We start from the raw sequence: 20,658 nt of genomic DNA, 5'->3' as shown, positions 1-20,658 counted from the left end.
TGCTTGAACCTGCCTAAACATCATGATTTTTAATTAGATCTCTAATTATTTTCAAAAGAAAACCAACAGATTACTTCGAATACAAAATCATAAATACAGATTAAATCCATATTTATCAATCACTTAACTAACAACAACCTATGAAAAATCCAAAATTTACTTAGAGTTGTAAATATTTATTTTGCTGGTATATTGTTTAGTACTCTAAACAAATAAAGGGTTCGTAACAGCTTGACTGGTAAGCGATTCCCTCTCACTAATGGACGTTAACTGTACGAAATCACAATCCACTTCCAACCCAGACACTGCACTTCACTACTTTCATTTCAGAAAACCAGAAAGCCACGACGGCGTGAGTGTTTTCGAATTGATAAAAACCTGTAAACCGCTCGACGAAAATTCGCTTTACTGCAATCTGCTGCAATGTAGCCATTTTCGTAACACCTCCCTTGTGGCAGAAATCAATGATCAGCTGGCTGGCTTTATTTCGGCGTATCGGCTGCCAGAACACGCTGACACTTTATTTATCTGGCAAATTGCTGTTCACCCGGCCTTTCGTGGCAATGGCTTAGCACCTCGCATGCTGCACACACTGTTACAGCGCCTGAGCGGAATTCGATACGTTCACACCAGCATCACGGAAGACAACAAAGCATCCTGGCAGACATTCCGAAGGCTGGCGCTGGATCTTGGCGCTGATATTCACATGCGCATGTTATTTGATCGTGAACGTCACTTTGATAACCGCCACGACAGTGAGCAACTGGTCGAAATCGGACCATTTACTTTTTTTTCTGCTGATAATTTAGGGGAGTAATCACTATGACAATTTTTAATGAAATGGAATCGAACGTACGTGGCTACTGTCGCTCATTTCCTGTGACCTTCAGCTCCGCTCAGAATGCGTTATTAACCGATACATCCGATGAGAAGTACATCGACTTTCTGGGCGGTGCGGGCACTCTCAACTATGGCCATAACAACCCTAAATTTAAGCAGGCTCTGATTGACTATATAGAGTCAGATGGGATGACCCACGGTCTGGATATGCACACCGAAGCAAAAGCAGCATTTATGGAAACGTTCCGTGATCTGATTTTGCAACCGCGCAACATGCGCTACCGAATGCAGTTCACCGGCCCTACAGGGACCAATGCTGTTGAAGCCGCATTAAAAATTGCCCGTAAAAATACCGGCCGCCAAACCATTGTTTCATTTACCAATGGATTTCATGGCGTAACTCAGGGAGCTGCAGCAGTTACCGGCAATGAAAAATATAAAGCATCATTTGGCATGCCATTGCCAGGGGTTCAGTTTATGCCCTATGACGGTTATATGGGCGATTTTGACACGCTGAAATATTTCGAAAAAGCACTGCAGGACCCTTCATCAGGCATCGGCCATCCGGCAGCGGTGATCGTGGAATGCATCCAGGGCGAAGGCGGATTAAACGTTGCCAGCAAAGAATGGCTGCAAGGCCTGGAAGACATTTGTCGTCGTTATTCAATGGTCCTGATTGTGGATGATATCCAGGCAGGCTGTGGCCGTAGTGGAACATTTTTCAGTTTTGAAGAAGCAGGCATAAAACCCGATATTGTTACCTTGTCAAAATCCCTGAGCGGATACGGCCTGCCGATGGCTGTGGTATTGCTGAAAGAAGATCTGGATATCTGGAAGCCCGGCGAACACAACGGTACTTTTCGCGGTAACAATCACGCATTTATCACCGCTCGTCGTGCACTGGAAGAATACTGGAGGAACGATCAATTCAGTCGCGAAATTCAACAAAAAGCACGACTGGTCAGCTCGCAACTGAAACGCATTCAGGCGGCACATGGTGGCCAGATGAAACATAAGGGCCGCGGGCTGATGCAGGGCCTAGAGTTTAACGACGGTCAGACCGCAGAGCGCATTACCGAGCTGGCTTTTCAGCGCAATCTGATTATTGAAACCAGTGGCTCCCATGGTCAGGTGGTAAAAGTGTTGTGTCCGTTAACGATTCCTGTGACCGAGTTAGCACAGGGCCTGAACATTCTGCATGACTGTGTTGCAGACGCAATGGCAGAACAAATCAGCAAAGCGTCTTAAGGAGGTGTCGTTATGATTGTCAGAACACTCGACCAATGTAAAAAATCAGATCGCCGCGTTCATGGTGGTAACTGGGAATCGGTGCGTATGTTGCTCGAAAGCGACAAAATGGGCTTCTCGTTCCACATCACAACCATTTTTGCTGGCACCGAAACACCTATTTGGTATCAAAACCATCTGGAGTCTGTTTATTGCATCAGCGGCCATGGTGAAGTCGAAACCTGCGCCGACGGCGAAATCTACGAAATACATCCGGGCACACTGTATATCCTGGATAAAAACGACAAACACTTATTACGTGCCACCAGCGACGACATGCAAATGGCCTGCGTTTTCAACCCGCCGCTGATTGGTAAAGAAGTCCATGACAAAAACGGAGCCTACGCTCTGGAAAGTCACGACTGACGTCACCCTCTCCTCATATTGCATTTTTTCAATCAGGCAGCCTGATTCCGGGCTGCTCTGGCATTTATTTAATTTTTAATCACGAATCACATCGTTGCAGGGAAGTTATGTCTGAACTAACACACAATATTCATACCGTCGAAAAAATTGGCGGTACTTCAATGAGCCAGCATCAACACGTAATGGAAAATATCTGGTTACGCCCTCACAAACCAGATGGAAGAAATACAACTCTTTATCAACGCATCTTTGTTGTCTCTGCCTATGCAGGAATGACCAATGCATTACTCGAGCACAAAAAGACCGGAGAGCCCGGTGTTTATGCCTTGTTTTCAGAGATGGATGAAAACGCGCCCTGGCAGGCCAAGCTCGACCAGGTTCTGGAAACCATGCTGGCCAAGAACGCCATCATTTTCGATAACTCTACTCAGCGCAAACGCGCCGACCGCTTTATTATCCAGCGTTTTGCAGATACGCGAGCCTGCCTTGAAAACCTCGAAACCGTGTGTGATTTCGGTACTTTTCAACTGAAAGATCATTTGCATCAGGTCCGCGAAATGCTGAGTGGCCTGGGCGAATCACACAGTGCTTTTAATTCAACGCTGCTATTGCGCCAACAAGGGGTTAATGCAACCTTCATTGACCTGACTAATTGGCGCTCTGAACACCAACCGGATCTTAATGAGACCATAACAACAGCTTTCCGTGACGTGAACCTGAAGGAGCAAATGCCCATTGTTACCGGATACACGCAATGCCGCGAAGGCCTGATGAAAACATTCGACCGTGGCTACAGCGAAATGACCTTCAGTAAAATTGCCACGATTACCAAAGCGCGCGAAGCCATTATTCACAAAGAATATCATTTAAGTACTGCGGATCCGGCATTGGTTGGTACAGATAAAATATTGCCAATCGGCTTGACGAATTTTGATGTTGCTGACCAGCTGGCAAACCTCGGAATGGAAGCGATTCATCCCCGCGCAGCATCAGGGCTACGAAAAAACAATATTGTTCTTCGCATTAAAAATACCTTCGAACCAACGCACAGCGGAACGGTTATTTGCAATGACTACTGCAGCGATACACCAAAGGTCGAAATCATTGCCGGTACCAAGGGTGTTTGGGCGATTGAATTATTTGATCAGGATATGGTGGGTGAACCCAAATACGCAAAACCAATGAATAACCTGGTTGAAGAATCCGGGTTACGCGTTCTGACCAAAGACTACAACGCCAATACGGTGACCTTTTATTTACGTGGTGATAAACGCCGCATACACCGCTTACTCGACAAACTGCAGCAACACTATCCCGAAGCGGATATCCGTGCCGAGAAACTCGCACTGGTCAGTGCTATTGGTAGCGACCTGAATATTCCCGGCCTGATGCAAAAAGCATCGGGGGCGTTGGCTCAAGCAGGCGTCAGCATTCTCTCTGCACACCAGGCACTGCGTCAGGTGGATATTATGTTTCTTATTGCAGAAAAAGATTATCGCCAGGCAGTGTCAGCGTTACACGAACAATTTGTGGAGGAGTCAGCCTTATGGCAGAAAAAGTTGGCTTAACCAAAGTGATACGAACACGACGCTGGTTAATACTTGCACTGCTGTGCCTATTGAGCCCGGCAGTATCTGCCACTACTCAGCCAGCTTCTGAAGAAAGCAAACAACAAATGGCAGAGCAACACGTCAATCAACTGGATAAACCACTCTATAGCGCTTTTACCGAGCGTTATATTCTGGACGAAGTTAAAAACCTGCGACAGGGTATTGCCGATGTGCGCGTTGAGATGACAACCAAGATTGTCGACCGGGAAATCGAGCTTGCCGACCGGGCATTAACGTACGCGACAGATACCGTGACGTATTTCTTTTATCTGCTGGCAGGTGCATCGTCTCTGTTGGTGATCATTGGCTGGAATTCATTACGCGACGTAAAAGAACGAGTGGGTTCCTACGCCAATGAGGAAATTCACCGGATTACTGCATCGTATGAAGAACGATTGGAAGCACTGGAAAAAGAACTGAGCAGAAAATCCAAACACATTAAGGCAGCGCAGGAGGAAATTGAGCTGACCAACGAAATCCATTCGCTGTGGCTGAAGGCCTCGCAGGAAGGTAGCCTGCAAAACAAAATTGCTCTTTATGACCAGATACTGTCACTGCGCCCGGACGACCTTGAAGCACTAACCTACAAAGCTGATGCTGCTCTGGCTTTGGGACAAGCAGAATGGGCAACCAGTCTTGCTAACCACGCACTGGATATTGAGCCGCATAACAGCCTGGCACTTTATCAACGGGCTTGTGCGTACTCTGAATCGGGTTTCACAGAAGAAGCACTGAGAGACCTGGCGTTCGCGATTGAGAAATCCGAATCACTGCGCCTGCAGGCTGAGGTCGACAGTAGCTTTAACATGCTCAGAGACAGCGAGGCATTTCAGAAACTGATTGAACATCAGGGAGTACAAAACGCTTAAGCAGCAGCCCAACCACTGAGGAAATTATTTTTGTCCACCCTGCTCGCATGTTAGCCTTTGCTTAATCATAAACCGGAGCGCAACGATGCAAGCCGAAATCCTCGAAGTGATGCGTTTTCTGCAGGATCATGCGCCATTTGCAGAACTGCCAGAAGACGCCCTGGGTAATTTAGCCCACCAGACAGAAATCAGTTACGTGCGGGCTGGTCAGGAAATCCTCAATTACGGCGATCCGATTAACGACCTGTATCTGGTTCGCAGTGGCGCGGTAGAAACCTATCGCCGCAGCGGCGACCTTTATAACCGCCTGGATCGTGGCGACACCTTTGGTCATTTTGGCCTGTTTATGAATCGTAAGGTGCGTTATCCAGTCAAAGCCATCGAAGATACCCTGCTGTATTGCATCCCCGCTGACTTATTCGATGAATTATGCGAGCGCTACGATTTCTTTTCCGACTTTTTCGAAAGCGACGGCACCGATTTATTGCGCCAGGCTATTTCGCAGCAAGCGGAAGGCAATGACCTGACAACCGTCAAAGTTAAATCTCTGATTTGCCGCGAAGCCGTATCAGTCACCATCGATACCGATATTCCGCAAATTGCCCGAACCATGACCGAAGAGCGCGTCTCTTCCATCCTGGTAACCGACCCTGACAAACCAATTGCAGCGGACCCGGATGATGACGATGGCCAGGTTGTTGGCATCATCACCGATCGGGATTTACGTACCCGGGTATTGGCGCAAGGGCGTCCATTAACCACCTACGCTGGCGACATTATGTCCGCCGATATGGTCATCATCGACGACAACGCTTACGTGTTTGAAGCCATGCTCACTATGCTGCGTCAGAACGTGCATCACTTGCCGATTGTTCATCGCTCCAAACCGATTGGCGTTATCGCGCTGTCCGATATCGTGCAGCACGAATCGCAAAACAGCTTGCTGTTTGTACGCAGTATTTTATCCCAGAGCTGTATCGAAGATCTGGCCGAGTTATCACAACAATTACCCAATGTGTTTTTGCGCATGGTTAATGAAGACGCGAATTCACATATGATTGGCTCTGCAATGGCGGTGATTGGTCGTGCTTTTAAACAACGTTTATTAGAACTGGCAGAAGAAAAATTCGGCCCGCCACCGGTGCCCTACTGTTTCCTGGCATTGGGTTCAATGGCGCGTGACGAGCAATTGATTGTTACCGATCAGGATAACGCCATTATTCTCGACAACGGTTTTGAGCCTGATAAACACGATGAGTATTTCCGCCAGCTGGCAGAGTTTGTTTGTGACGGCCTGGCACAGTGCGGCTATAAATATTGCGACGGCGGCATTATGGCGAAAAACCCGGAATGGCGTTTAACCGTTAAACAGTGGCAACAACAGTTCAGCGACTGGATCGAAAATCCGTCTCCCAAAGCATTACTTCATTCGTCCATCTTTTTTGATCTCGATGGTGTTTATGGTAAGCAAAAGTGGGCCAAACAGCTCAGTAATTTTGTCAGTAAAAAAGCCAAACAGTCTCCTAAATTCCTCGCCTATCTGGCCCGGAATTCACTCAACCGCACTCCTCCTCTGGGCTTTTTTAAAGGCTTTGTGATGGAACAGGATGGCGAGCACAAAAACTCCATCAATTTAAAACGCCGGGGTACAGCGCCTTTATCCGATGTTATCCGGGTTCACGCACTGGCGATTGGTTCACGCGCACAAAATTCTTTTGAACGATTGGACGATATTAAAGATTCCAAACTGCTGCCGCCGGGCAAAGCCCGCGATCTGAGTGATGCACTGGAATACATCGCCATGGTAAGGATTCGTCACCAGGCACTGGATATCGAAAATGCCATTGAACCAGATAACAATATTGAACCGGACAATTTATCCACCTTTGAACGACGTAATTTAAAAGAAGCGTTTCAGGTGCTGGATAAGGCTCAGGCGTTTTTAAAATTCCGTTATCAATCCGGTCGTCCGGTGGATGTGCGTTAAATGACCAATATCAACTGGCCGGAAAAATTTTCCCGGCAACGGGTCAACGATTCACGCCTGCAGGGTTACTACAACACTGGCATGGTTAGCGCAGAAACCCAATTGAGCAACACGCCGCTGGTTGCGCTCGATTTCGAAACCACCGGGCTTGACCCGAAACAGGACGACATCATCAGTGTTGGCCTGGTGCCATTTACTCTGCAGCGAATTCAATTGCGCGACAGTGCCGAGTGGCTGGTTAAACCCAACCAGCCACTGGAAGAGGAGTCGGTTATTATTCATGGCATCACCCATGATGAAGTACAAACGGCTCCGGATCTGGAGCAGATTCTTGAACCATTGTTAGCGGCTCTGGCCGGGCGTGTTGTAGTGGTTCATCACAGAAACATTGAGCGTGAATTTATTCACTACGCGCTGATGGAGCGTATTCAGCAAACGCTTGAATTTCCGGTGGTTGATACCATGCAGATTGAAATTGATGCACTACGGCAAAGACAGGGGCTTATTGGCCGTCTGCTGAAGCAGCCATTAGATTCAGTTCGTTTATGGGACTGTCGTCGGCGCTATTCCCTACCCTGCTATACCCCCCATCATGCATTAACCGATGCGATTGCCACGGCTGAATTATTTCAGGCACAGGCAGCTTATCACCTCAGGTGCGATACAAAGATCGGCGATATCTGGTTATAGGCCAGGTAATAAAAAAGCCCTCGCTCTTTTCAGAGCAAGGGCTTTCGTTAATTCCAAACGAATCGAGATAGCCTGGTTAGCGCTTCTCTGTCCGTAAGCCCATCATCAGGCTCACACACATCAGCAGCAATACAAAGGTAAATGGTAAACCGGTGGAAATGGTTCCGGCCTGCAATGCCTGCATGGCTTCTGTGCCACCAATCCATAACAGCGCGGCTGCAATTGCACCTTCAACCGTTGCCCAGAAAATACGCTGTGGCACCGGCGCATCAATCTTGCCACCCGCCGTGATGCTATCAATCACTAACGAACCGGAATCAGAAGAAGTAATAAAGAACACCATCACCAGCATAATCGCAATAACCGACACAATGCTCGCCAGTGGCAACTCGTCCAGCACCTGGAAAGTTGTCATCGACACTTCGGTTAACCCATTCGCTCCCAGCGCGCCGACATTATTGATGACCTGATCGATGGCAACGCCACCAAATACAGCCATCCAGATTGCGGTAATCGCGGTTGGCACCAGCAATACACCAGCAATAAACTGACGAATGGTGCGACCTTTGGAAACACGAGCGATAAACATACCAACGAATGGCGACCAGGATACCCACCAGGCCCAGTAGAACACCGACCAGCCTTGCAACCAGGCTTCGTCTTCACGGCCATGAGGGTTACTCAGCGGAATGATGTATTCGAAATAGGAAATCACGGTAGTCGGAATGTTCGACATCGCCGGGCCAAACGCGGTGAACATCACGAACAGTAAAAATGCCAGCGCCATCACCATATTGACGTTACTCAGCACTTTAACGCCGCCTTCCAGGCCACGAACAACCGAAACGATCGCCAATGAGGTCACAAACGCAATCACCAGAATTTGCAGACCAACGCCACCTTCCAGACCAAACACATGGTTAATACCACCCGCCGCCTGTTGAGCACCTAAACCCAGAGATGTAGCCAAACCGAATAAGGTTGCCAGTACCGCCAGAATATCAATCACGTGACCTGCCCAGCCCCAGGTGCGATCGCCAAGAATCGGATAGAACACCGAACGAATCGATAACGGTAAACCTTTGTTATAGGCGAAAAAGGCTAACGATAACGCAACGATGCCGTAGACCGCCCAGGCATGGAAACCCCAGTGATACATGGTGGCACCCATCGCCAGATCGAGTGCCTCAGGAGTATTTGGCTCGACCGCCAAAGGCGTTTTATACCAGCCGGTGTAGTACGCCAGCGGCTCTGCGGTGCCCCAGAACATCAGACCAATACCAATACCTGCAGCAAACAGCATGGCAAACCAGGATAACAACGAGTGCTCAGCTTCTGCATTTTCGCCACCTAAACGAATCTTGCCGAAAGGAGACACACATATGGCGACAATAAACAGCAAAAGAATATTTACCGACCAGACAAAGAAACTATCAAACGTACCAATGATGTCCCATTTAAGGCCATCCAGTGCTTTCTTTGCGGTTTCCGGTTCAACCGCTAATACCGCGATCAGGAAAATGGTGATAAGCGCAGCGCTGATGCCAAAAACCGGGTTATGAACGTCAAACCCCCATTTCTGTACATTGTCCTGCCCTATTGTGTAATCAGTATTTTCAATACTGTACTTGTCGTTCGAACTTGCCATAAAAGGGTTACCAACTCATTAGTACTCTAAACAGTTCTCAGCATAACAAAATAGTTAGTTTGTCCGCAAAGGCTGATTTCCCTTGCCAGAACGCGCCAAATTTCATCAAGTCATTGCTTTGTCTACAAAACAATAGATCTCTAAGAACTTTCTGGTAGAGCGGATACCGGTATCACGTAACTGGATTTGATATTGCTGAAGTCCATATCCATGACCTCTTCGAACAGTTCGTAATCATCACCGCTGGCGCGCTGATATCCAGAGTCTGGTAACCAATAGCCGTAGATGTAATCCATGGTTTTGCCGACAGTATCAATATCAACACTGGCAACTGAAAATCGGGCGATGGTTTGTTGAGGCAATGAATAACGAGACATGCCAGCGCCGAGTGAAGGCAAAGCAGCAGCGTCATCGAAAGCTACTGCCGCCATATAATCCAGTTCCGGTTCATCGAAGCGGCCACTGTCACTGATGGTGATACCCATCATGGTATGTGGAACATGACCGGGAAGTTGATCAAGGTGAGAAAACAACTGACGCCAGCTGTTTTCCAGTAAATGGCAATAACTGCCTTCAACCAGAAACGGTGACGGAATGCGGGTTTTAAACCCCTGCAGAGTTAACTCCGGGCGGGTAATGATTTCCGGCTGACGCTGCATCTCTTCGCTTAAGTGCTGATACAGCTGCTGACTCAGCACCGGCTTCTGCTGTAAATCCACCGCCGGCGCCTGTTGTCGAAATTGCTTCGGAGGCAAACCATACTGACTCTTAAACGAGCGACTAAAAGCCTCGTGCGAGTTAAACCCCACTGCAAACGCGATATCAATAATGCTGTCGCTGCCGTGTAACAGCTGCTGCGCAGCCGCCGATAAACGCCGGCCACGGATGTAGTTCCCCAGCGTCTCACCAACCCAGGTTTTAAACAAACGCTGAAAATGCCAGGGTGAAACACCAACCTGTTGCGCCAGGTGGGCAACACTCAGTTCGTCAGCCTGCTGCAACGCCAGGTGGTTTTCAATATGGTCCACCACCTGCTGAATCAGTTCAGCATCGTGGGTAAAGGTGGTCATGTCGGTTTCTCCACGGCAACGACTTCGACGCACAAATTATCAAAAAAGCGTCAGATTAAACATCTACCCTGTGGTCATTCATTTAGCCAACAGGAAAATCACCATGAAAGCTGCCGTTTACCGACGTTATGGTCCTCCGGAAGTCTTACAGCTGGAAGACATGGACATTCCCCAACCCGCCGATGATGAAGTACAGATTCAGATAAAAGCCAGCAGCGTTTCCTCCGGCGACTGGCACTTACGCAAAGCAGACCCGTTTGCCGCACGTTTTTTTAATGGGCTGTTTAAACCCAAATTAACGATATTAGGCTCTGAACTGGCCGGCGTTATCACCGCAACCGGCGCAAACGTAAAACGTTTTAAGGTAGGTGACGAGGTGTTCGGCGCCACCGGTCTGAGCCTGGGTGCCAACGCAGAATATTTGTGTCTGTCGGAAGATGCACCGATTGCGATTAAACCCGGAAATATTTCTTTTAGGGAGGCCGCTGCCATTCCGTTTGGTGCCGTCACAGCAAAACATTTCCTGCAAAAACAAGCGAATTTGGCGCCGGGCCAGGAGTTACTGGTATATGGAGCATCCGGCGCAGTTGGTATTTACGCCGTACAGTTGGGGAAGATTCTCGGCGCACGCGTCACCGCAGTCTGCAGCGGAAGCAATGCCGATTTAGTAACCCGGGCTGGCGCTGACGAGGTGATTGATTACACCAAGGAGGGTTTCCCGGCTGTTAACCAACACCAAGAAGGACAACCGTGGCATGTCATTATGGATACCGTTGGTAAAACCGATTTTAACCAGATAAAACCCTGCCTCACGCCACAAGGCCAGTATCTGGCCATCGCCGGGGGGCTGAAAGAAATGCGTCAGGCATTTATTAATGCCATCGCCCGTTTATTGAAATGGCAAAAAAAGCGTCTGGTCATGGATATCGCCATAGAGCAGCAAGCGGATATCGAATGGTTCGCCGAATTAATTCTGCAGGGCCGACTGAAAGCCGTGATTGATAGCGAATACTCGCTAGAAAACATTGCTGCGGCTCATCACCGGGCAGAAAGCGGCCGCAAAACCGGCACACTGATTCTGACGATGCCCGGCACCTGATTAGCTCACCCGCCCTGCTTTAACCGATACGGGCCAGGTGACCGTTTTTGCTTGCTGCAAATCCGGGCCCCAGGCTCGTTCCAGGTTACGGAAAAACGCCTCAAATTCTGCCGTACGTTGTTGCTCTACTGCACACTTGTAGGCCGACCAGGTCTGAATATATCCGGTTAATTGCGGATAATTCAGCGCACGGCGGATAAATAGAGGCGCCAGGGTAACCGGATCAAACGGAAATGCCAGATCCAGATAACCGTTTTCAACATGTTGGCGTTCGGCTGGCCAGAAGCGATGAACCCGCTGCCAGTAGCCCTGCTGAAACACTGAATTGGCCGCATCTTCGAGATAAGGCACTCCGTAACTCACCAACGCAATCATTCCGCTGGGCTTCAACACACGCCGTGCTTCGCGGTAAAAACGATCAAGGTCAAACCAGTGAGCGGCTTGTGCCACCACCAACAGATCAAGACTGTGATCCTCCAAGCTAATCTGCTCAGCTGCTTCACACACATAGCGGATATTATCGGCTTTAACCGCGTGCTGAATCTGGCCCGCACTGCTGTCGCTACCAACGACTTCGGTAAAATAAGGACTTAATAGCCGGGTAAGCTGACCGCTACCACAGCCGACATCCAGTGCCAGCTCATGCCCTTCACACAACCCCGAAAGCTCTGCCGCTAATTCCGCCGGATAATCCGGGCGAAAACGTGCGTATTGCTCGCCACCATTAAGAAAGTGCTGCTTTTCCTGATCCATAATCCGGACTCCGCCTGACAGAAAGACGAAAACAGCATGCCTGAATCGTCAGGCAGGCTGCAATACAGCAATACCGAATATCACGGTTAGAAATGTTCCGGAATTTTTGTGCTGCCGCTCAATCAATTTCACTAAAAAACTTCAATTGAGCGACCTGGCTCAAACAGTATCGCTACGATACTGCTCACTGCCCTTATCGTGATCCGCGCGATAATATTGTTTTTTCCACATATCGATTAATTCCTGATTATTGTGATCCCATGGGTGAAAACCTTCACGGAAATAATCTTTGTATGGCGTTTTTACTTGGGTGATTAATCCATTCTCAGCAAACATAAACTGCCAGAACTGTTTTGCTTCACGCCAGGAAGGAATCGTTTTAGCTTTCCACATCAAGCGCACCATTAACCGCAGAATTTTGGTAATAAACATCACGGTGCCCAGGCGCAAAACCCGCTGCATATATTTCTGATCGTTTTCACACAGCATAAATAAATCAAATGCTACGGCTTTGTGTTCGATTTCTTCAACAGCATGCCAGAAGATTAGCTCACGTACTGTTGGATCCAGATCATCCAGCACCTGGGGATGCGTTAACATATATTCCGACATTATCGCGGTTAAATGCTCCAGTCCGGCGGTTAACGCCAGACGAAATTTATCACTCCCCAGGCGTTTGTTTTTATTACGTTTACGGATATCCGCAGCCAGCCGTTGTTCAACCCAGGGCGCATCCCAGCCCAGCTGCTGCAGTACTTTATTTGCCCGACCATGCTGATGACTGTGATGGCCTTCCTGACCAATAAAGCCGCTGATTTGTTGCTTTAATTCCGGGTTATCAATACGGTCTCGATATAAACGTACGGAAGCAATAAATTCCGCCTCTCCCGGAGGAAAGGTACCGGACAACACCGCACCAAAGGCGGATAACAAGGTATTGTTATTAAAGAATTTTCTCGCTTTAACCTGCTGAAAAGGAAAATTCATACGGCGTGGCTTAATTTCAACCGCCACGTTTTCAGATCCGCTATCGGTTACGCTTTTATTATTGTTTATTGCAAAGTCTGTCATTGCTTCACCTGTTATCGACACTTGTTTTTAGTTACCAATTGCAGGGTATAATTTGCCGAAAATGGCAAAACAGCGACAGGTGATCGGATTTCAATCTTATGGTGCTCTCAAGTCAGCCATGTCGGTAAAATCACCTCACGTAATTGCCAAACAATAAAAATACAACGCTGTACAGCCGATGATGAGTATTTATGCGCACAGATGAACATCAGGATTCGTTAACCTTTTCCGGCGACTACATCACCTCGATGCGGGACTTTGCTTTAGCGCGTGGCGTTGAAGCTCAAACACTACTGCAGAATACCGGGCTAGGATTGGAAGATCTGTTAAAACCACCCACCCGTGTGCCTTATACCGCCATGCATCATATGGTGAATAACCTCGCAACAACGCTGCTCCCGGCTGAACATATGGCGGTGGAATTTGGTCATTTTATGGCAACCGCATCCCACGGATTTCTTGGCATTGCCATCCAGGGTTGCCACTCACTGAGGGATGTGATTCAGCTGGCGGTACAGTTTATTAAAACCCGTACCGAAGTGCGCTCGGCCGAGTTGCAACCCGGCGATGAGTATTTAACCGTGCGGGTATTACACGATCAGAAGTATCAACCTGGCGTTATGCCAATGGTGGATACCTTCTTTGAGTTTTCGATTATGGGCAATGTCGATTTTATTATGACGGAGCTGCTGAAACGCCACCGCCTCAGCGGCAAAGTGATGGTCCATGTCACCAGCGACGAACCTCAACAGATCGAAGATCCGGTAACCTTTAATCTCTGTATCCCCCGCTACCGCAAACCTGAAATGCAGGTGTGTATTCCCAATAGCTGGCTTGACCTGCCACTACAAGGCGGTAATGCAGAATTATCACGCATTGCTGCAGAGCGTTGTGAATCGGAGCTGCAGGATTTGTCACCAAAAGACCTGCTGGATGAAATACGCGAACGAATCCGCAGCGCCAACGGCATTAAGCCATCATTGGAGAAAATGGCAGGCGAGCTGTATATGTCAGCCAGTACTCTGCAACGACGCTTAAAACAACAGGGAAAAACCTACCAGCAACTGAAAGCCGAAGTGCGCCAGCAGGAAGCCTGCGATTTGCTGCGCAACAGCAACCTGTCGGTAGAAGACATCGCTGCACAACTGGGTTTTTGTGACGGTTCAAATTTCAGTAAATCGTTTAAAAGCTGGACCGGTTTAACCCCCAATGCCTACAAACAGCAAGACCGCGATTAACAGCAAAGCTCTTCTCGGCTGACGCTGAATCACTGAAAAGCTGACGCTGAATCACCTGTTCAGCGTAGGGCGATTCGCGCACAGTAGCGCCCATCTGCACCATAATGACAATAAGGCTCACCGCGATGTCTGCTACTGAATATTTTGATGTGATTATTATTGGCGCCGGGTTGTCTGGTATCGGCGCCGCCTGTCACCTGAAAAAAGACTGCCCGCAAAAAACTTTCGCCATCCTTGAGGGCCGTGACGCCATGGGTGGCACCTGGGATTTATTCCGCTACCCAGGGATTCGTTCTGACTCGGACATGTACACTCTGGGCTACAACTTTAAGCCCTGGACCAATGCCAAAGGCATTGCTGACGGAAAAGATATCCGTGAATACATTCGCCAGGCCGCTGATGAAAACGACATCGACCGTCATATTCGCTATGGCAGTCGTGTGATTAATTCCAATTGGGACAGTGAAGCCGGAGTCTGGAAAGTAACGGTCAGAGACAGTAATAGCGAAACCACAAAGCATTACGTCTGTAACTTCCTGCTGTGCTGTACTGGTTATTACAATTACGACCATGGCTATACCCCCGACTTCCCGGGTATCTCCGATTTTGCCGGTCAGATTATTCATCCTCAAAAGTGGCCGGAAGATCTGGATTACAGCAACAAAAAAGTTGTGGTGATTGGCAGTGGCGCCACCGCCGTTACCGTGGTTCCGGCAATGGCCGAAAAAGCCGGTCACGTGACCATGCTGCAACGTTCGCCGACCTATGTCATGACCATTCCCCAGGACGATGCCATGGTCAACGGCCTGCGCAAACTGCTTCCGGAAAAGTGGGTTTACCGCATCACCCGAACCCGTAATATCAGCTTGTCATTGCTGATGTACAACTACTGTAAGACCTTCCCGAATCACGCGCGCAAGCTGATCTATAAACTGACGCGGAAACAGGTCGGTGCCGATTTCGATATGAAACATTTCACCCCAAGTTACAACCCGTGGGATGAACGTTTATGTGCCGTGCCGGATGGTGATCTGTTTAAAGCCATTCGCGAAAAACAAGTATCCGTGGTTACCGATCATATCGATACCTTCACAAAAGACGGCATTAAACTTAAATCCGGAGAAAAGTTGCAGGCTGATATCGTAATTACAGCCACCGGTCTGGACGTGGAAATGTTTGGCAAAATGGAAGTGCAGATCGATAACAAACCTCTGGTCGCCAAGGAGAAGATGGTCTATCGCGGCTTCCTGATGGAAGACCTGCCCAACGCCGGTATGGTGTTTGGCTACACCAATGCCTCCTGGACCTTAAAAGCCGATCTGATCACCGAGTGGATGTGCCGTCTGCTGAATCACATGGATAAAACCGGCAACAGCGTTGTGGTGCCACGTAACTTCGACGACAGCGTTGAACACCGCCCGTTTGTCGATATGGAATCCGGCTATATTCAGCGAGCACTGGATAAAGCGCCGAAACAGGGCTCAAAAATACCCTGGAAGCTGGCGCAGAACTACGCCGTTGACCTGCTTATGTTGCGCTTCGGTAAAGTCAGCGATCCACGACTGCGTTTCTCAAAAGCTGCCCGGCCATTAGCCGACATCAGACAGAATCCGGCAACGGCCTTCCCGCCACCGCAACCTGAAAGCGCTGAATCGGCCGCCTGAACCAACTTCAATTCAATCGCGCACTCACCGCGTTGAAGGACCTCGCCCGGCTTTATGCCGGGCTTTTTTATGCCTGTGGTCAGGCGCCACTAAATACTCTACCCTGCTTTCTCTTCTAACAAACCCAGATGAGCACTCTATACTGGGTTTGATGGCCCCACACAACGTACCTGAGGTACAACCGATGCGATCATTGCCAGGCCTGACATTGCTGTTTCTGCTTTCCGGGTTTTGCCGGGCAGATACCATTACAGCGGCCTATGGCGATTGGCCGCCGTTCTTTGATGCCGAGACAGAAAGCGGCGTCGCCCTTGAGATTACCCGCGCGGCGTTTGCCTCACAGGGTTATTCCCTGCAGCTGTATCGCGCTCCCTGGGCGCGGGTAAATATTGGCGTAAAGAACCAGCAGTACGACATCACACTCGGCGCCTGGTGGACTGAAGAGCGCTCTGCATTCTACGACTACAGTGAGCCCTATTTCGAAAACGCGATTAAATTTATCAAGCGCAAAGGCGACACGTTTGAATATCACGATATCACCAGTCTGAATGGTAAAAATGTTGGCGTCGTTCGTGGTTATGGCTATGACGATGCATTTCTCAACGCCGACAGCTTTAAACGGACAGAAACCAACAGTCTGATCTCTAATGTGCAAAAGCTGGTCAGTCATCGCATCAGCCTGACACTGGACGATGAACTGGTTGCACGCACAACCATTGGCCGTGAAGCGCCATCACTGTTGGAAAAGATAGAGTTCAGCAACAACGCTTTAACCACTAACCAGCTGCATGTCGCCGTTGCCAGTAAGAACCCTAAGGCCGGCGCCATTATCACTGCATTTAATAAAGGCCTGGCGGCCATACGGGCTAACGGCACAATGGCGCGCATCCTGAAGCCGTACCAACAATAGTCACACTGTCATCAATATTTCTATCAACTTTTTTCAACACTGATAACAGTGCGATCAGCTGTGTTCCCATATCGCTAAAGGGGGCACTCCGGCGTGTACTGCACATCATCAAAGCGTTGCCTGAAAGCTGGAAATCATCAGCTAAGCTGATGAATATCCCTGATTTTCAGTGGATTTCTACCAAAGTCGCATCACAAAATCTGGTTCATTGGTCATACCATGAGAAAGCCCTTAATAACTGGGCTGGCGCGGCTTATCAATCTTAACCACTACGTAGTTACACCCAGCCAAGATAAGTAGTCGACTGGTTAAAACCCGTAGTAGAGCGGAGGTAGGCCGCACTCGTGCGAATAGGCTCAATCAGGCCAGCACTGCACTATCGAAAGTCAGTTGAATAAGCCAACTTCCGGAGAAGGTTTATTCAAACCGTTACCCAACAAAACCTGCAAAGGATAACAACAAAATGATCAGCCTGAACCGTATGAAACGCTGGCTTGCAGCCGGTGTTTGCACCCTTGCTATCGTTGCCCCTACCCAGGCAGCAGAAAAAGTGTACCGTCTGAAGCTGGCCGAAACCTGGCCAACCAACTTCCCGGTATTTGGCGATGCTCCTCGTAACATGGCCGCGATGGCCGAGAAGATGTCGAAAGGTCGTCTGAAAATTACTATCGACTCAAAGAACAAGCACAAAGCGCCACTGGGCATTTTTGATATGGTTCGTGCCGGTCAGTACGACATGGGCCACTCTGCGTCTTACTACTGGAAAGGTAAAGTACCTGCGACTCTGTACTTCACCACCATGCCATTCGGTATGACTGCGCCAGAACAGTATTCCTGGTTCTACTACGGCGGCGGTATGGAGCTGATGGAGAAGGTTTACAGCAAATACAACCTGCTGAGCTTCCCTGGCGGTAACACCGGTAACCAAATGGGTGGCTGGTTCCAGAAAGAAATCAAAACCCTGGACGACCTGAAAGGTCTGAAAATGCGTATTCCGGGTTTCGCAGGTGAAGTTCTGGCAAAACTGGGCGCTAAGCCAACCAATATCCCAGCGGGTGAGTTATACACCGCTCTGGAACGCCGCACCATCGACGCACTGGAATGGGTAGGCCCTTCTCTGGACCTGCGTATGGGCTTCCACAAGATTGCACCTTTCTACTACACCGGTTGGCATGAGCCAGCAACTGAACTGCAATTCATGATCAACAAGCGCAGCTGGGATCGTCTGCCAGCCGACCTGCAGGAAATCCTGCGCGTAGCGATGCGTACCGCCGCTTACGACATGTACGTTCAGTCTTACCACGAGTCTGGTGAGAACCTGGCTAAGATCGAAAACGAGTACAAAAACGTTCAGATCAAAACCTTCCCGGAACCGGTTATGAGCGCTATGCGTAAAGCTAACGAAGACCTGCTGGCAGAAAAAGCCGCTGCCGATCCTCTGGCAAAAGAAATTCTGGATTCACAGGCAAACTACATGAAGAAAGTTCGCCGCTGGACCGAGATTTCTGACAAAGCGTACCTGAACAGTATCGCGCAATAATAAACCTCAGGCTGGTTATGCCAGCCTAAAAAATCACTCCAGGTTCTGGCCACTGCTGTGAAGTATTGGCCAGAGCAAGTAACACCGGAGAATCCCCATGCTTTATCAGGCCGAGCGTTTAATCAACCGCTTTTCTGAATTACTTGGAACAATATCTTCCATATTGTTTCTGCTGATGCTGGTTAACGTTTTTATCGACGTTGTCATGCGTTACGCCCTGAATGATGTATCAATTGGTATGCAGGAAATGGAATGGCACCTGTTTGCTGCAATGTTTATGTTAGGCGTCCCTTACACCTTAAAAGTTGGTGGCCATGTACGTGTAGATTTGATTTATGAGGGCCGCAGCGACCGCACCAAAGCCATCATTGATATTATGGGTGGATTTATTTTATTACTGCCGTTTTGCCTGTTGGTTGCTTATTACGGTGTTGATTTTGCGAAAGAAGCATACGCTCTCGGTGAAACCTCCGGAGACCCGGGTGGTTTACCACATCGCTGGATCATCAAAGCCGTTATTCCATTTGCCTTTTTCGCCACTGCTATCGCGGGTCTGGGTCTGATACTCAGCAGCATTCGCGTTGCACTGCACCCGGAACAGGCTAAACACATCAACCCACACGAGCCAGAATTATGATCGGTATTGTCATGTTTTTTGTTGCCCTGCTGATGCTGTTATTCGGCTTCCCAGTGGCATTTACTTTTGGTGGCGTCGCATTAATTTTCGGTTTAATTGCCGAAGGCCCTGATATGTTTGCCTTTATGCCTTTCCGTATTCAAAGCATTATGGAAAACGTGGTGTTAATGGCGGTGCCGTTGTTCATTTTTATGGGCATTGTGTTACAGAAAACCCGTCTGGCTGAGCAGTTACTCGAATCCATGGGCAAACTGTTTGGTGGTGTACGTGGTGGTCTGGCAATTTCGACCGTACTGGTTGGTGCTTTATTAGCAGCATCTACCGGTGTTGTTGGTGCTTCCGTTGTGGCAATGGGATTAATCTCGCTGCCGGTGATGATGAAGTACAACTACGATAAATCTCTGGCGTGCGGAACCATCTGTGCATCCGGTACTCTGGGTCAGATTATTCCTCCGTCCATCGTGTTAATTATTCTTGGCGATGTACTGGGTATCCCGGTCGGTGATTTATTCCAGGCAGCCGTTGGCCCGGGGCTGATTCTGGTGGGTATTTATATCGCTTACATCCTGATTTATTCCTGGCTGAAACCCGAAGTGGCTCCGGCGATTCCGGCCGATGAAGATGCAGGCAGCAAACGCGAAGAATACGTTCGTGCGTTAAAAGCCATTATTCCTCCACTGGCATTAATCCTGGTGGTACTGGGTTCTATCTTTGCGGGTATTGCCACACCAACTGAATCATCCGCGTTAGGTGGTATCGGTGCAATTGTACTGGCTGCCGTATATGGTCAGTTCAGCTTTAAGATGTTGTACGAATCGGCTCAGGAAACGGTAAAAATTTCCTCCATGGTATTTGCCATCCTGCTGGGTGCAACCGCCTTCTCGATGGCCTTCAGCTATACCGGCGGTGACTATATTGTTGAAGAAGTATTGTCCGGTTTACCGGGTGGCCAGATGGGCTTCCTGATTCTGTCGATGCTGGCAATTCTGATTCTTGGTTTCTTTATCGACTTTGTTGAAATCAGCTTTATCATCGTGCCGATTCTGGCTCCGGCAGCTATGGCTCTGGATATTGCACCGGTATGGTTTGCTATTCTGATTGCAATGAACTTACAAACATCCTTCCTGACACCACCGTTTGGATTCAGTTTGTTCTACCTTAAAGGGGTAGCACCGGCGGGAATAAAAACAACGGATATATATCGGGGAGTGATGCCCTTCATCCTGATGCAGGTTGGAGTGGTGGTCTCGATACTCCTCTTCCCGGAGTTCTACGGACTGACCGATTACTAATAGCGACCTTTGGCGGCCTCTGGCCGCCCTTTTTCGTTTATACAAATTAAAAAATACCCAGCTCAACTCAGGGTCAGAACAGACTCT

General features: G+C 48.8%; 18 protein-coding genes. 14 read left to right on the top strand and 4 right to left on the bottom strand.

The annotated features are described in order from the left end of the window. Positions 1-259: 259 nt before the first annotated feature. From ectA to ACOQOZ_RS01425, 7 genes are all read left to right on the top strand, one after another. Positions 260-817, top strand: coding sequence for a diaminobutyrate acetyltransferase (gene ectA / locus ACOQOZ_RS01455; RefSeq protein WP_420590506.1), 558 nt, complete (start codon positions 260-262; stop codon positions 815-817). Between the two features lie 5 nt (positions 818-822). Next, a complete protein-coding gene (gene ectB / locus ACOQOZ_RS01450; RefSeq protein ID WP_420590505.1) occupies positions 823-2,088 on the top strand; it encodes a diaminobutyrate--2-oxoglutarate transaminase in 1,266 nt (421 codons plus the stop codon). Positions 2,089-2,100: 12 nt separating this feature from the next. Continuing rightward, on the top strand, positions 2,101-2,493 hold the full coding sequence (locus ACOQOZ_RS01445) for an ectoine synthase (protein ID WP_420590504.1): 393 nt from the start codon (positions 2,101-2,103) through the stop codon (positions 2,491-2,493). Positions 2,494-2,600: 107 nt separating this feature from the next. Beyond that, on the top strand, positions 2,601-4,061 hold the full coding sequence (locus ACOQOZ_RS01440; protein WP_420590503.1) for an aspartate kinase: 1,461 nt from the start codon (positions 2,601-2,603) through the stop codon (positions 4,059-4,061). Continuing rightward, a complete protein-coding gene (locus ACOQOZ_RS01435) occupies positions 4,040-4,972 on the top strand; it encodes a TPR end-of-group domain-containing protein (RefSeq protein WP_420590502.1) in 933 nt (310 codons plus the stop codon). The genes ACOQOZ_RS01440 and ACOQOZ_RS01435 overlap by 22 nt, the downstream gene beginning before the upstream one ends. 85 nt (positions 4,973-5,057) lie before the next feature. Next, positions 5,058-6,959, top strand: coding sequence for a DUF294 nucleotidyltransferase-like domain-containing protein (locus tag ACOQOZ_RS01430; protein WP_420590501.1), 1,902 nt, complete (start codon positions 5,058-5,060; stop codon positions 6,957-6,959). Then, complete coding sequence (locus ACOQOZ_RS01425; protein ID WP_420590500.1) at positions 6,960-7,649, top strand: 3'-5' exonuclease; 690 nt, start codon at positions 6,960-6,962, stop codon at positions 7,647-7,649. Between the two features lie 76 nt (positions 7,650-7,725). Here ACOQOZ_RS01425 and ACOQOZ_RS01420 read toward each other — a convergent pair whose 3' ends face one another. Both ACOQOZ_RS01420 and ACOQOZ_RS01415 read right to left on the bottom strand, forming a co-directional pair. Further along, on the bottom strand, positions 7,726-9,297 hold the full coding sequence (locus ACOQOZ_RS01420) for a BCCT family transporter (RefSeq protein ID WP_420590499.1): 1,572 nt from the start codon (positions 9,295-9,297) through the stop codon (positions 7,726-7,728). Positions 9,298-9,437: 140 nt separating this feature from the next. After that, positions 9,438-10,367, bottom strand: coding sequence for an AraC family transcriptional regulator (locus ACOQOZ_RS01415; protein ID WP_420590498.1), 930 nt, complete (start codon positions 10,365-10,367; stop codon positions 9,438-9,440). Between the two features lie 103 nt (positions 10,368-10,470). On the opposite strand from ACOQOZ_RS01415, the gene ACOQOZ_RS01410 reads away from it, so the two are divergent. Next, a complete protein-coding gene (locus tag ACOQOZ_RS01410) occupies positions 10,471-11,466 on the top strand; it encodes an NAD(P)-dependent alcohol dehydrogenase (RefSeq protein WP_420590497.1) in 996 nt (331 codons plus the stop codon). On the opposite strand, the gene ACOQOZ_RS01405 is transcribed toward ACOQOZ_RS01410, so the two are convergent. Next, positions 11,467-12,219, bottom strand: a complete 753-nt coding sequence (locus tag ACOQOZ_RS01405; protein ID WP_420590496.1) for a class I SAM-dependent methyltransferase — start codon at positions 12,217-12,219, stop codon at positions 11,467-11,469. It lies immediately after the preceding gene. A 159-nt stretch (positions 12,220-12,378) separates the two neighbouring features. Then, positions 12,379-13,290 carry a metal-dependent hydrolase gene (locus ACOQOZ_RS01400; RefSeq protein ID WP_420590495.1) on the bottom strand — a complete coding sequence of 304 codons (912 nt, stop codon included), beginning with the start codon at positions 13,288-13,290 and terminating at the stop codon, positions 12,379-12,381. A 191-nt stretch (positions 13,291-13,481) separates the two neighbouring features. Here ACOQOZ_RS01400 and ACOQOZ_RS01395 point away from each other — a divergent pair, with 191 nt between their 5' ends. The 6 genes from ACOQOZ_RS01395 to ACOQOZ_RS01370 all read left to right on the top strand — a co-directional run bounded on the left by ACOQOZ_RS01395 (position 13,482) and on the right by ACOQOZ_RS01370 (position 20,571). Beyond that, positions 13,482-14,528 (top strand): helix-turn-helix domain-containing protein, encoded by a 1,047-nt coding sequence (locus ACOQOZ_RS01395; RefSeq protein ID WP_420590494.1) that lies wholly within the window; start codon positions 13,482-13,484, stop codon positions 14,526-14,528. 125 nt (positions 14,529-14,653) lie between these two features. Then, positions 14,654-16,192 (top strand): flavin-containing monooxygenase, encoded by a 1,539-nt coding sequence (locus tag ACOQOZ_RS01390; RefSeq protein ID WP_420590493.1) that lies wholly within the window; start codon positions 14,654-14,656, stop codon positions 16,190-16,192. Positions 16,193-16,376: 184 nt separating this feature from the next. Beyond that, positions 16,377-17,102, top strand: a complete 726-nt coding sequence (locus ACOQOZ_RS01385; protein WP_420590492.1) for a substrate-binding periplasmic protein — start codon at positions 16,377-16,379, stop codon at positions 17,100-17,102. 481 nt (positions 17,103-17,583) lie between these two features. Beyond that, complete coding sequence (locus ACOQOZ_RS01380; protein WP_420592449.1) at positions 17,584-18,642, top strand: TRAP transporter substrate-binding protein; 1,059 nt, start codon at positions 17,584-17,586, stop codon at positions 18,640-18,642. A 97-nt stretch (positions 18,643-18,739) separates the two neighbouring features. Further along, a complete protein-coding gene (locus tag ACOQOZ_RS01375; protein WP_420590491.1) occupies positions 18,740-19,279 on the top strand; it encodes a TRAP transporter small permease subunit in 540 nt (179 codons plus the stop codon). Beyond that, positions 19,276-20,571, top strand: coding sequence for a TRAP transporter large permease (locus ACOQOZ_RS01370; RefSeq protein ID WP_420590490.1), 1,296 nt, complete (start codon positions 19,276-19,278; stop codon positions 20,569-20,571). Before ACOQOZ_RS01375 ends, ACOQOZ_RS01370 begins: the two co-directional genes overlap by 4 nt. Positions 20,572-20,658 lie beyond the last annotated feature (87 nt).

Source organism: Bacterioplanoides sp., from assembly GCF_965219715.1.
Taxonomy (GTDB): domain Bacteria; phylum Pseudomonadota; class Gammaproteobacteria; order Pseudomonadales; family Oceanobacteraceae; genus Bacterioplanoides.
Note: the sequence above shows the minus strand (reverse complement) of the source record. Positions and strands in the feature narration are given on the sequence as shown.

Excerpts from the sequence above, each read along its gene's own strand:
- ACOQOZ_RS01405 (WP_420590496.1), bottom strand. The coding sequence starts at position 12,219 with ATGGATCAGGAAAAGCAGCACTTTCTTAATGGTGGCGAGCAATACGCA.
- ACOQOZ_RS01425 (WP_420590500.1), top strand. The coding sequence starts at position 6,960 with ATGACCAATATCAACTGGCCGGAAAAATTTTCCCGGCAACGGGTCAAC.
- ACOQOZ_RS01420 (WP_420590499.1), bottom strand. The coding sequence starts at position 9,297 with ATGGCAAGTTCGAACGACAAGTACAGTATTGAAAATACTGATTACACA.
- ACOQOZ_RS01390 (WP_420590493.1), top strand. The coding sequence starts at position 14,654 with ATGTCTGCTACTGAATATTTTGATGTGATTATTATTGGCGCCGGGTTG.
- ACOQOZ_RS01415 (WP_420590498.1), bottom strand. The coding sequence starts at position 10,367 with ATGACCACCTTTACCCACGATGCTGAACTGATTCAGCAGGTGGTGGAC.
- ACOQOZ_RS01410 (WP_420590497.1), top strand. The coding sequence starts at position 10,471 with ATGAAAGCTGCCGTTTACCGACGTTATGGTCCTCCGGAAGTCTTACAG.
- ectB (WP_420590505.1), top strand. The coding sequence starts at position 823 with ATGACAATTTTTAATGAAATGGAATCGAACGTACGTGGCTACTGTCGC.
- ACOQOZ_RS01395 (WP_420590494.1), top strand. The coding sequence starts at position 13,482 with ATGCGCACAGATGAACATCAGGATTCGTTAACCTTTTCCGGCGACTAC.
- ACOQOZ_RS01430 (WP_420590501.1), top strand. The coding sequence starts at position 5,058 with ATGCAAGCCGAAATCCTCGAAGTGATGCGTTTTCTGCAGGATCATGCG.
- ACOQOZ_RS01400 (WP_420590495.1), bottom strand. The coding sequence starts at position 13,290 with ATGACAGACTTTGCAATAAACAATAATAAAAGCGTAACCGATAGCGGA.
- ectA (WP_420590506.1), top strand. The coding sequence starts at position 260 with ATGGACGTTAACTGTACGAAATCACAATCCACTTCCAACCCAGACACT.
- ACOQOZ_RS01375 (WP_420590491.1), top strand. The coding sequence starts at position 18,740 with ATGCTTTATCAGGCCGAGCGTTTAATCAACCGCTTTTCTGAATTACTT.
- ACOQOZ_RS01370 (WP_420590490.1), top strand. The coding sequence starts at position 19,276 with ATGATCGGTATTGTCATGTTTTTTGTTGCCCTGCTGATGCTGTTATTC.
- ACOQOZ_RS01380 (WP_420592449.1), top strand. The coding sequence starts at position 17,584 with ATGAAACGCTGGCTTGCAGCCGGTGTTTGCACCCTTGCTATCGTTGCC.
- ACOQOZ_RS01435 (WP_420590502.1), top strand. The coding sequence starts at position 4,040 with ATGGCAGAAAAAGTTGGCTTAACCAAAGTGATACGAACACGACGCTGG.
- ACOQOZ_RS01440 (WP_420590503.1), top strand. The coding sequence starts at position 2,601 with ATGTCTGAACTAACACACAATATTCATACCGTCGAAAAAATTGGCGGT.
- ACOQOZ_RS01445 (WP_420590504.1), top strand. The coding sequence starts at position 2,101 with ATGATTGTCAGAACACTCGACCAATGTAAAAAATCAGATCGCCGCGTT.
- ACOQOZ_RS01385 (WP_420590492.1), top strand. The coding sequence starts at position 16,377 with ATGCGATCATTGCCAGGCCTGACATTGCTGTTTCTGCTTTCCGGGTTT.